The organism is Bacillus sp. P14.5 (genome assembly GCF_003316765.1).
Lineage (GTDB): Bacteria > Bacillota > Bacilli > Bacillales > Bacillaceae_B > Rossellomorea.
Genome location: NZ_NIJF01000104.1, coordinates 91,582 through 102,392, shown reverse-complemented (window position 1 = coordinate 102,392; position 10,811 = coordinate 91,582). Strand labels below are relative to the sequence as shown.

The window sequence follows — 10,811 nt, the reverse complement described above, 5'->3', positions numbered from 1 at the left end:
CTTCTTGGGGACATCATCTCCTGATGGCCGACGCTTTCATGTACCCGAGCTAGCTTCTTGGGAACATCATCTCTTAGTGGTCGACGCTTTCATGTACCCGAGCTAGCTTCTTGGGGACATCATCTCCTGTTGGCAGGCATAATCATGTACCCAAACCAGTCTCTTGGGGACATCATCTCCTGATGGCCAACGCTTTCATGTACCCGAGCTAGCTTCTTGGGGACATCATCTCCTGGTGGCCGACGCTTTCATGTACCCGAGCTAGCTTCTTGGGGACATCATCTCCTGTTGGCAGGCACTTTTATGTACCCCAACCAGCTTCTTGAGGACATCATCTCTTGATGGCAGGAACTTTCATGTACCCAATCACGCACCTGCAAGGACCTCCCGTGCAATGTTCTCTTTCAGCACAGCTTCTCACCAAGCACAAAAAAAGACGAACATAGATGTCCGTCTTCAAACCAGTCTTTTCGCACCTGCGGTTAAACATTCTCTCGCTTCTTTTATCATTCTTTCAAATAATTCTGCCACGGTAGGGATATCGGCAATCAAGCTGCTGACCTGCCCGCCATTGATAAAGCCTTCATCTAATTTGCCTTCCAATGCACCTTTTTTGTGATAGTCTTCGGAAGTGATCCGCGCAAAATCAGCGGGAGCCATCCCTTCTTTTTCGTGCGCCAAAAGTTTCTCGGCATAAGGTGTTTTCATGATCCGGCGGACCCGGCCCACGGTCCTGCCGACAATCACGGTTCCCTTATCATCTGCTTGCAGCAAGGTATTTTTATAGTTTTCATGGAAAGGCGCCTCCGCCGTAGCAATCAACCGTGTACCCATTTGGACTCCGGATGCACCAAGAGCAAGCATAGCAGCCAGCCCTTTTCCGCTTCCAATCCCTCCTGCTGCGATCACTGGGAGGTTCACTGCTTCCAGGATCTGTGGAATCAATGTGAGGGTCGTCGTTTCGAGGCTCGAGTTGATTCCTGCCGCTTCATACCCTTCCGCCACGATGATATCCGCCCCTTCCTGCTGGGCTTTCACCGCTTGTTTTGCCGAGGCCACAACACATATCACCTTTATCCCTCTCTCTTTGAAAACCGGAATTAGAGGTGCCGGGTTTCCTGCAGACAGAGAGACTGCTGCCAGCTTATGCTTTAAAACAAGCTCTGCCATTTCTTTTAAATGTTCCGTGACAGAGATTGGAATGTTAAGAGCAAACGGTTTCTCTGTCAGCTCTTTTGTTTTAAGAATGATTTCTTCCACTTCTTCTGGCGGCATCGTTCCAGCCCCGACGGTTCCCAGCCCTCCTGCTTCCGAGACAGCCGAAGTCAGCCGGGCATTGCTGATGTTGCCCATCCCCCCCTGCAGAATAGGATAGGATATTCCAAGGATTTTCGTCACTTTATCCACTGCTCTTTCCCCCTTTTCACTCCAGGATCAATGGGTGATCAAACATGTTGTAGGACTGATCTTTATTCGTCATTTCATTGCCTTCCTGATAAACCTCTTCAAAAAATTGAGACGCCGGTTTCGCAAGCACTTTGTAATAATCACTGAAAAGGGATGCTGCATGGGCACCAAGCCATTTTTCAGGCAGGAGTTCTTCTGGAAGACCAGGATCCACGAAAAGGAACTTCCTGTATTCATGGATGAGTTTTGTCCTTTCCACAAAGCATTGTGCTTCTGTCATTTCGCCTTTTTCAATTTTGTTTTTGTCTATGATAAATTTCTGGCTGTATTCGGAAATGAATTCAGCATATCGGTCATTGATTTCCTGCAGGTCCCAGCTCTTGCCGATGATATGCTGATCTTCATTAGGGCCGTCATACTTGGCAATGAAGAAATCCACGTATTGCTTAATATCATACTTTTCAATTAGATCATAAACCTGCTTGTCCAGGTTGTTCGGTGATATCCAGCAGCTGTTGGAAAGGGTGCCGAAGCCGCTCCAAACGAGTTCTTTTCGAAGCTCGTCCCTTACATTGCGGATCTCTTCGGGAATGGTATACATAAGAATGCGCCATTGTCCGTCCCATTTTTCCGTCTGCAGTTTAAAAATACGCTGTGCAGCCTCTTCCATACGTTTCAGTCCGCGCTCTGTCAAAGAATAGTAACTCTTGTTGCCCTGCTTTTCAGATTGGACCCAGCCCTGTTTGTTCATCCGTGAAATCGCTGCCCTGACAGCCTGGTCATTATGCCCGAACTCCCTCAACAGTTTAATCAGGCTCCCAATCCAGATTTTATTTCCATAGTGCCGTATGTAATCTCCGTATAAAGTGAAAATCATCGATCTAGTATTCAACCTGTTCGCCTCTTTCTAACTTTCACACAAGATATTTTATCAGCATAATATATCTGTGACGTCCAATTTACGTTAAAGATTATTCTATCATAGAAAATGATTCTTTTTAAACAAAAAGTATGATTTTTAGCACTTTTATGAAAATAACAACCTGCAAAAACACCCATATATATTATATTAAAAAACACCATGAAGACATACGTCTCCATGGAATGTTCTTACTCTATAGGCAGCCGGGGCAGCCAGACTTAAAAACCTGCTACTCCACCCTCTCGACAATCGTGGCAATTCCCTGGCCGACACCAATACACATAGTAGCCAGACCATGTCTGACATCCCTCCGCTTCATTTCATACAAAAGGGTTGTCAGTATCCTTGCTCCGCTTGCGCCAAGTGGATGCCCAAAGGCAATCGCTCCGCCATGGACATTAACCCGCGCTGAATCAAGCCCCAGCTCTCTGATACAAGCCAGAGACTGTGAGGCGAATGCTTCGTTCAATTCGATTAAGCCCAGATCTTCATTATGAAGGTGAGCACGCTTTAATGCCTTACGTGTTGCATGAATCGGCCCCAAGCCCATGACAGAAGGCTCTAATCCTGCTGTCGCTGAAACCACATACCTGGCCAGGGGCTTTAACCCAAGCTCCTTCGCTTTTTTGGCAGTCATCAACAGCAGCGCAGAAGCACCGTCATTCACCCCGGAAGCGTTCCCTGCTGTTACTGTTCCATTCTCAAAAAGAGGCTTCAGCTTGGAGAGCTTTTCCATACTGGAGTCCGGACGGGGATGCTCATCCCTGTCAACCACAATCTCATTGCCTTTACGGTCCTTGTAGACTACAGGGATAATTTCATCACGAAAGACTCCTGATTCCATTGCTTCTTTAGCCTTCAATTGGCTGTTAAGGGCAAACTCATCCTGTTCTTCTCTTGAGATAGAGAATTGCTTTGCAACATTTTCCGCTGTTTCCGGCATGCTGTCCGTTCCATATCGCTGGGCGAGACTGCTGTTCACAAACCTCCAGCCAATCGTTGTGTCAAACATCTCCATATTTCCCCGCGGAAATTCCTTTTCAGGTTTAGCCATGACAAATGGAGCCCTCGTCATGCTCTCTGTTCCGCCGGCTATAAATACATCGCCCTCTCCGGCTAAAATGGCCCTGGCTGCATAATTAACCGCATCGAGACCAGAACCGCATAACCGGTTGATTGTCGTTCCCCCTGTTTCAACCGGCATGCCAGCCAATAGGGCGGACATCCTGGCTACATTGCGGTTGTCCTCACCTGCGCCATTGGCGTTACCCAGGACGACTTCTTCCACCAGTTCCGGAGGCATCTCCGGATTTCTTTCCATCAGTGCTTTGATGACGATAGCTCCCAGGTCATCGGGACGTATGTTTTTCAAAGCGCCTTTGTATTTTCCGATAGGTGTACGGACAGCATCGACAATGACGACTTCCCTCATTGAAGTCCCTCCTTTAATTGTTAGTGTAGTCGTATACCCCGCGTCCTGACTTCCTTCCCAATCTTCCTGCTTTCACATACTTCTCCAGCAGCGGAGCCGGACGGTACTTTTCACCAAGCTTTTCATGCAGATACTTCAGGTTATTAAGCCTTGCGTCAAGACCGACCAAATCGCCAAGTTCAAAAGGACCCATTGGATAATTCAGGCCCAGTTTGATGGCTTTATCGATTTCTTCAGGGGTCCCGAGACCTTCCTGAAGCATATAGAAAGCTTCGTTGCCGACAAGGGCAGATATGCGGCTCGTGACAAAGCCAGGAAACTCATTGATGATAACGGTTTCTTTACCCATTTTTTTGGCGGCAGCTTGGACAAATTGTGCCGTCTCATCGCTTGTTTCCAATCCGCGGACAATTTCCACAAGCGGCATTTTATGTACAGGATTAAAAAAGTGCATGGCAATCACTTTTTCAGGCCGTTTGGTAAATGAAGCTATTTCAGTAGGACTCATTGTTGATGTGTTTGTCGCAAAATAACAAGACGGTTTGGCATGCTCATCAATACTTTCAAATACAGATCTTTTGATTTCTGTCTTTTCAGGCACTGCCTCTATAACAAGATCTGCATCTTTGACGGCTCCAGCCATATCCGTTGAAAATGTTAATCTTTCTTGTGAAGCGGTACGTTCTTCCTGGGAAAGCTTTCCGCGGTCGACTCCTTTTTGAAAAATAGAAGAGAGTTCTCCCTGTGCATTGTCCAGCTGTCTTTGTTCAATATCTACGAGTGTCGTCTGGAATCCGCCGACTGCACTTACATAGGCAATTCCCCTGCCCATTACGCCGGATCCAATCACTATCAGTTTATTCATCCTCAGGCCTCCTCATAAGACGAGTTTCTTCATTAATATAAGCATCAAGGGACTGATGCCTATCCAGATGAACTGGATGAGCCGCAGTCCCGAGCATGCTGATTCATTTTACAAGCCGAATGGATTTAATGGACGGCTGCCAAAGTAAGAAATGATACTTTTCGTTTCTGTATACAGATCCAGAGTTTCGATACAAAGTTCCCTTCCGAAACCGGATTGCTTATAGCCCCCGAACGGAGTACCAGGGAATGCTGAGAATGGACAGTTGATCATGACAATTCCAGCCTGGATTGCTTTCGAGACTCTTGTCGCTTTTGCATAATCCGTTGTCCAAAGAGCAGAACCAAGTCCATAGAGAGTATCATTGGCAAGCTTGATTGCTTCTTTTTCGTCACTGAATTTCATGACCACCACAACCGGTCCAAAAATTTCTTCTCTTACTGCTTTCATTTCATGGTTTACGTCTGTAATGATGGTCGGCTCATACCAGTGACCGTTTTCAAACCCTTCTACAGTTCCAGGTTTACCGCCTGCAAGAATCGTCGCTCCTTCTTCTTTGGCGGATTGCACATAACCATCAATCGTTTTCACTTGATTGTCATCAATGATGGCACCGATATGTGTTCCTTTATCAAACGGATCACCAAGGGAAAGCTGTTTTGTTTTAGCAACAAACTTTTCCATGAACTCATCATATATATCTTCATGAACATATAATCTTGAACGCGCCTCACAGGACTGCCCAGTATTATAGAAGATTCCGAACAGGGAACCGTCAACAGCTGCGTCCACATCTGCATCTTCGAATACGATGTTCGGGGATTTACCGCCAAGTTCCAATGTTACACGCTTCAGTGTCTGGGAAGCTCTTTCCATAATATTTTTACCGATTGGCGTCGACCCTGTGAATGCTACTTTATCCACTTGATCATGCTCTACAAGGTAATTTCCAATCGTGGAACCAGATCCAGGAATAACGTTGACTACTCCCTGCGGCACTCCCGCTTCGATACAGATTTCACCCAGTACAATGGCTGTAAGCGGAGTAAGAGATGCAGGTTTAACGACTACAGAACATCCAACTGCAATAGCCGGTGCAACTTTCCATGCTGCCATCATGAGAGGATAATTCCAAGGAATGATTTGAGCGCAGACCCCTACAGGCTCTTTTTCAGCTACGTTCTGGAACTGCCCAGGCACATTGTTGACAGTTCCGCGGTGACCTACAATGGCACCTGCGTAAAATTCAAAATCTTCAATGGCCTGCATGACCTGACCTTGTGCAGCAGACAAGGATTTTCCGCTGTCCATAATTTCCAGAGCCACCAGCTCATTGAAACGTGATCTCATGATACCGGCAATTTTCATCATGATTCTTTGACGCTTATTAACCGGGAACTTCTTCCACTTTCCTTTATCGAAGGCATCTCTTGCCGCCTGGACCGCACGTTCTGCATCTTCCGTTGTTGCTTTTGCTACAGTGGCAATGGCTTCTCCTGTTGCCGGGTTGTATGTAGTGAATGTTTCTCCAGAGCCGTCCGTTCTTTCTCCATTGATAATCATTCCATAATGTTCACGCTTTGTTTCAAGGACTTCGAAATTTTGCTCTTTTACAGTTGCCATTTTCTCATCTCCTCAATATTATTTGCCTTGGAATACAGGCTTTCTCTTTTCCAGAAATGCACCGACACCTTCGCGGTGGTCTTCACTTTGGCCGGCAATCCTCTGCCCGTAAGCTTCTTTTTCCAAATACTCTTCCAAACTGCAATGATAGCTTTCATTCAGGTATCGTTTGATCAAACCGATTGCTTTTGTCGGCATATTGGCAAGCCTTTCTGCATACGCCGTCACTTCGGTTTCCCATTCATCGAGGCCTATCACTTTATTGGCAAGACCGAGCTCTTCTGCCTTGACTGCAGAGATTTTTTCACCAAACACGGCCAGTTCCAAAGCTTTGGCATGGCCAACAAGCCTGGTCAGATAGTAGAGGTTGCCTGAATCCGGTACAAGGCCGACGTGAATGAAGGCTTCTACAAAACTTGCTTTCTCCGAGAGCAATCGGAAATCACAGGCCAAAGCCAAGCTCATTCCTGCTCCAGCCGCAACTCCATTTACCCCGGCGATGACCGGCTTTTCACAAGCGGCCAGCTCTTTGACCATCGGACCATAATGATTTCTCAGCACTTCACCGTGATCCATGTCTTCGCTTACTTCACTTAAATCCTGCCCTGAACAAAATGCCCTGCCCTCTCCAGTAATCACAATGGCTCGGACAGCTTCATCCCTCGAAGACTGCTTCAGTGCTTTGGCAATCTCCCTATTCATTTTAGCGATGAAAGCATTCAGCTTATCCGGACGGTTCATGGAGATCCAGGCCACTCCATTCCTGACTTCATAGAGGATCGTTTCGAACATGGTGATACCTCCTTTACTTTCCTTTATACTGCGGTTTTCTTTTTTCAATGAATGCCTTCATTCCTTCTTTTTGATCTTCGGAAGCGAAAAGCAAACTAAAGTTTTTACGTTCATACTGCATACCTTCATAGAGAGAATAATCGACTGCTTTCAGGACAGACTCTTTTATCAAGCGGATCGATAACGGAGGCTGTTTGGCAAGCCTGCCTGCAAACTTCTTCGTTTCTTCAAATAAAAGTTCCCTGGCCACTACTCTGTTTATGATCCCCAGCCTCAGGGCTTCCGCAGCAGACATTCTGTCCCCGGTCATCAGCCATTCCATTGCACGGGTTTTGCCGATCAGCTTCGTCAATCTTTGGGTTCCGCCTGCACCAGGCATTACCGCAAGACTTACTTCAGGAAACCCGAACTCCGCAGCATCTGCAGCAAACAGCATGTCGCAGCATAAAGCCAGCTCGAAACCTCCCCCAAGTGCAAACCCTTGTACCGCTCCGATAATCGGCTTCTTCACTGCCGCGGTCCGGTCCCAGTCGGCAAACTGGTTCATCAGTTCGAAATCGATGGCATTGTCATTGGCCATTTCAGCGATATCGGCACCTGCAGCAAATGCCCTGCCTTTTCCGGAAAGTAGGATGACCTTTACTTCCTCATTTCTGTCAAAGCTTTCAAAAGCGGATAGTATTTCAGACACCATTCCTCTGTTTATCGCATTGAGAACTTTCGGGCGGTTAAGCTCGACAAGGCCGATGCCGTCTTCCACGCACACATTGATATATTCATAGTGCTTACTCATTCACTTCTTCACCGATCATCAATGTGACAAGGTCACCGGCAAAAGACATTAAATCCTTTCCGGAAGCTTTACCTTCGTCAGATTTCATGGCTGCTTTCAATGATTCATGGCTGTCATAGAACATTTCACACATCAGGTAGTACTTGCCTTCTCCACCCATTGGGGAGCCGACGACCTTAGTAACCTTCATTTCTTTCAAACCAGGAATCTTTGCTGTGATAGGTGCGTGTGTATTAAAGTAATGCTCGTCGAATTGTTCCTTATTTTCAGGATGCTTGTAAAGTGCGATCAATTTTACCATTGTAATCTCTCCCTTTTTTCACATAATAGTAGATATTGGTTTCATTGCTTCAAACGGGTTTTTGCATTGCTTGCAGTAAAGAATGCTGCGGCAGGCTGTAGGTCCGAAAATGTTTTCCATAGTGGTATACGGCGAATCACAGTATGGGCAATCGACCTTCCATCCACCATCGTCTTCCAGTCTTTCCGGAGGCGGCGCTATCCCGAATTCCTTGAGTTTTTCCCGCCCTGCCTCGGACACCCGGTCGGACGTCCATGGAGGGCTGAAAAGGAAATCCACATCCGTCAATGTAATTTCAGCGTCTGCCAAGAGAGCTTTTTCCACGTTGGCTTTGATGATTTCCAAGGCAGGGCATCCCATAAAGGTCGGCAGCAGCTTTATCACCGCTTTCCCTTCTTTCAATTCAGCCTGCTCAACCATTCCCAGTTCAACAATGCTGACCGAATCGATTTCAGGGTCCTTTACCTGCTGAAGTATATTCAATATGCGCTCATCTTTTTCTGTCAACTGTATCATTCCCTTTTACCAGGCTGCTGCCGGATCTGAGTTGTAGACCTCGCTCAGGACGTCAATGGCCTGCTGAAGGTCTGTAGTATGCACTTTATTCCGGCCGTTTCCTCTCTTCATATCTAATTCCGGAAGTGAAAGGCTGCAAGCTTCAAAGATTGGTTTGACAGCATTCTTCCAGCGCATGACCAGCATTTCTTCGCCCTCGATCAATCCTGCTTTCGCCATCTCTTCACCCTGTTCTCCCAAGGAAAGAACTCCCGCGAAGTCGGCCGCTGTTTTTTCCACCGCATTCATCATGCGTTTTCTCGCTTCGCTGTTTGAGTTCATCAACTGAGAGAACCATGTCTTCCAATGCAAGAGGTGATAGTAGAGCTCCATGTTCACCTTGACAGCCGCATCCGCCAATGGCTGATAGGAAGAATTCTTTAGTGATTCGATTTTGATTTTTTTTGACTGAGCATAGAAATAGTTCCTGACGACAGCGAATGCCCAATCGTAGTCAGGTTCGACGAGATAGGTTCCGGGCCCGTTTACTTCTTCTAAGATGATGGCATTGCGCCGCTCTTCGGCTCCTCTCGCATGGGCAAGACTGTTCATCTCTCCCTCACCAAGATCTTCAAGGAGCCTGTAAAACATCGCGGCATGCCCCATCGTATCCTGGTTAATCGAAGAGAATGCGACATCTTCTTCGATATGGGGAGCAAGGCCAAGCCATTCGGAACCCCGGTAGGCGATGATGAAATCGTCATCTGCCAGCCCGTACAAAAGTTCAACCAATGCTGTTTTGTAGTTCTTATCCTTTACTTCAGCTGCACTGCTTACAGTCATGACTTTTTCGCCTTCCCTTCCCAAGACAGAATCTCTTTCTCGTCCAGCATCTCCTGTTCATAGTGGCGCCATTTTTTCTTAAGGTAACCGTAGCCTTTGGCGTTCCGGTAATCCTTATTATCGAGGCGTTGAAGAGATTCTTTTTCCTCTTGATTCATCTTTCTGATGTCATTTCTTTTGACGACCCAAATATCAGCCGCAGGTTCTCTTCTCATAAAATTCTCCTGAGCCATCACCAGCGCAATTTCCTGATTCGGTGCCAGCAGGCTGAACTGATGCTGCATCGGGGCATTATCTGTTCTTCTGCTGAATACTTCATATTCCTGATAAAAATTCCTGCTCTTATCCGACATGTCATCCGCCCCCTTATCCTGCTGCTGTATCCCCGCTCAGTGCTTCGCGGACCCAGGCATTATTTTCATATGAGATTCTTCTGAGGTTCAATCTTTCCTGCGATTTCGGACCATTGTTCTTAACTATTTCCTTAAACTTGCTCCAATCAGGCTGCTGATAAATCCATTCTTCCTTCTCTTGATCGAAGTACATTGTTTCATCCGGCAGCTTCAGTCCCAACGAAAGAACTCTTGGAACATACTTTGAGAAAAAATCCTGTCGCAGCTGCTCATTGGTCTTGGTGCGGATACCATACTTAATCGTGATATCCTGTTTGGATGAACCCGTTGTAGAGGCACTTCCCGGACCAAAGAACATAAGAAGAGATTCCCACCAGCGATCAACAGCATCTTGTACAAGCGCCTTCTGTTCTGAAGTGCCTTCCGCCAATGCCATGATGATCGCTTCTCCATGCTGGGCATGGAACACTTCCTCAGCGCAGATCCTCTTCAATGCCCTTGCATAGGGACCATAGGATGCTCCGAGCATGTTAGTCTGTGTGATGATGGCGGCACCATCAACCAGCCAGCCGATCAGTCCGGCATCTCCCCATGTTGGGGCTTCCATATGGAAAACGTTATGAAACTTTAAGTCTCCTGAAAATAGATCCTGCATGATTTCTTCACGAGTCTTGCCGTAGGGCTTCATGAGATCTTCAGCCACTCGCAGGAGGAGCTGCCCATGTCCCATTTCATCCTGCACTTTCGCCATGATGCCAAGTTTCCTGCCCAGAGTCGGAGCTTTCGGCACCCACTCTTTCTCTGGAAGCGCTCCCATTATTTCGCTGATTCCATGCATGGATATTAATTTAATCAATACCTTTCTGTACTCATCCGGCATCCAGTCATCGGCTTCGATTTTCTCCCCTGCTTCAATACGCTTCATGAAGTGCTCCATCTTTTCCTCTTCTGTCAACGCCGCAAATGATGCAGTATCACTCATAGT

General features: G+C 46.8%; 12 protein-coding genes. All 12 read right to left on the bottom strand.

The features are described from left to right. Positions 1-456: 456 nt before the first annotated feature. The 12 genes from B9Z54_RS21100 to paaA all read right to left on the bottom strand — a co-directional run bounded on the left by B9Z54_RS21100 (position 457) and on the right by paaA (position 10,808). Complete coding sequence (locus B9Z54_RS21100; protein ID WP_113930340.1) at positions 457-1,407, bottom strand: NAD(P)H-dependent flavin oxidoreductase; 951 nt, start codon at positions 1,405-1,407, stop codon at positions 457-459. A gap of 16 nt (positions 1,408-1,423) precedes the next feature. Next, positions 1,424-2,299: a phenylacetic acid degradation operon negative regulatory protein PaaX gene (gene paaX / locus B9Z54_RS21095; protein ID WP_113930339.1), complete on the bottom strand. Its 876-nt coding sequence runs from the start codon at positions 2,297-2,299 to the stop codon at positions 1,424-1,426. Positions 2,300-2,558: 259 nt separating this feature from the next. Further along, positions 2,559-3,761, bottom strand: a complete 1,203-nt coding sequence (locus B9Z54_RS21085) for an acetyl-CoA C-acyltransferase (protein WP_113930337.1) — start codon at positions 3,759-3,761, stop codon at positions 2,559-2,561. A 13-nt stretch (positions 3,762-3,774) separates the two neighbouring features. After that, on the bottom strand, positions 3,775-4,626 hold the full coding sequence (locus tag B9Z54_RS21080; protein WP_113930336.1) for a 3-hydroxyacyl-CoA dehydrogenase: 852 nt from the start codon (positions 4,624-4,626) through the stop codon (positions 3,775-3,777). Positions 4,627-4,734: 108 nt separating this feature from the next. Next, the gene (locus tag B9Z54_RS21075) at positions 4,735-6,249 is read right to left on the bottom strand and encodes an aldehyde dehydrogenase family protein (protein ID WP_113930335.1); all 1,515 of its coding nucleotides are present in this window, start codon (positions 6,247-6,249) and stop codon (positions 4,735-4,737) included. Between the two features lie 18 nt (positions 6,250-6,267). Continuing rightward, on the bottom strand, positions 6,268-7,041 hold the full coding sequence (locus B9Z54_RS21070) for an enoyl-CoA hydratase-related protein (protein ID WP_113930334.1): 774 nt from the start codon (positions 7,039-7,041) through the stop codon (positions 6,268-6,270). Positions 7,042-7,054: 13 nt separating this feature from the next. Continuing rightward, a complete protein-coding gene (locus B9Z54_RS21065) occupies positions 7,055-7,834 on the bottom strand; it encodes an enoyl-CoA hydratase/isomerase family protein (RefSeq protein ID WP_113930333.1) in 780 nt (259 codons plus the stop codon). Continuing rightward, positions 7,827-8,135 (bottom strand): EthD family reductase, encoded by a 309-nt coding sequence (locus B9Z54_RS21060; RefSeq protein WP_113930332.1) that lies wholly within the window; start codon positions 8,133-8,135, stop codon positions 7,827-7,829. Before B9Z54_RS21060 ends, B9Z54_RS21065 begins: the two co-directional genes overlap by 8 nt. Positions 8,136-8,153: 18 nt before the next feature. Then, the gene (gene paaD, locus B9Z54_RS21055) at positions 8,154-8,651 is read right to left on the bottom strand and encodes a 1,2-phenylacetyl-CoA epoxidase subunit PaaD (protein ID WP_113930331.1); all 498 of its coding nucleotides are present in this window, start codon (positions 8,649-8,651) and stop codon (positions 8,154-8,156) included. A gap of 6 nt (positions 8,652-8,657) precedes the next feature. Beyond that, complete coding sequence (gene paaC, locus B9Z54_RS21050; protein ID WP_113930350.1) at positions 8,658-9,473, bottom strand: 1,2-phenylacetyl-CoA epoxidase subunit PaaC; 816 nt, start codon at positions 9,471-9,473, stop codon at positions 8,658-8,660. Continuing rightward, positions 9,470-9,826: a 1,2-phenylacetyl-CoA epoxidase subunit PaaB gene (paaB, locus tag B9Z54_RS21045; RefSeq protein WP_113930330.1), complete on the bottom strand. Its 357-nt coding sequence runs from the start codon at positions 9,824-9,826 to the stop codon at positions 9,470-9,472. The genes paaC and paaB overlap by 4 nt, the downstream gene beginning before the upstream one ends. 13 nt (positions 9,827-9,839) lie before the next feature. After that, the gene (gene paaA, locus B9Z54_RS21040; RefSeq protein WP_113930329.1) at positions 9,840-10,808 is read right to left on the bottom strand and encodes a 1,2-phenylacetyl-CoA epoxidase subunit PaaA; all 969 of its coding nucleotides are present in this window, start codon (positions 10,806-10,808) and stop codon (positions 9,840-9,842) included. Positions 10,809-10,811: the final 3 nt, after the last annotated feature.

Coding starts and splice junctions, on each gene's coding strand:
- B9Z54_RS21085 (WP_113930337.1), bottom strand. CDS start 3,761: ATGAGGGAAGTCGTCATTGTCGATGCTGTCCGTACACCTATCGGAAAA.
- B9Z54_RS21080 (WP_113930336.1), bottom strand. CDS start 4,626: ATGAATAAACTGATAGTGATTGGATCCGGCGTAATGGGCAGGGGAATT.
- B9Z54_RS21075 (WP_113930335.1), bottom strand. CDS start 6,249: ATGGCAACTGTAAAAGAGCAAAATTTCGAAGTCCTTGAAACAAAGCGT.
- B9Z54_RS21070 (WP_113930334.1), bottom strand. CDS start 7,041: ATGTTCGAAACGATCCTCTATGAAGTCAGGAATGGAGTGGCCTGGATC.
- B9Z54_RS21065 (WP_113930333.1), bottom strand. CDS start 7,834: ATGAGTAAGCACTATGAATATATCAATGTGTGCGTGGAAGACGGCATC.
- B9Z54_RS21060 (WP_113930332.1), bottom strand. CDS start 8,135: ATGGTAAAATTGATCGCACTTTACAAGCATCCTGAAAATAAGGAACAA.
- paaD (WP_113930331.1), bottom strand. CDS start 8,651: ATGATACAGTTGACAGAAAAAGATGAGCGCATATTGAATATACTTCAG.
- paaC (WP_113930350.1), bottom strand. CDS start 9,473: ATGACTGTAAGCAGTGCAGCTGAAGTAAAGGATAAGAACTACAAAACA.
- paaB (WP_113930330.1), bottom strand. CDS start 9,826: ATGTCGGATAAGAGCAGGAATTTTTATCAGGAATATGAAGTATTCAGC.
- paaA (WP_113930329.1), bottom strand. CDS start 10,808: ATGAGTGATACTGCATCATTTGCGGCGTTGACAGAAGAGGAAAAGATG.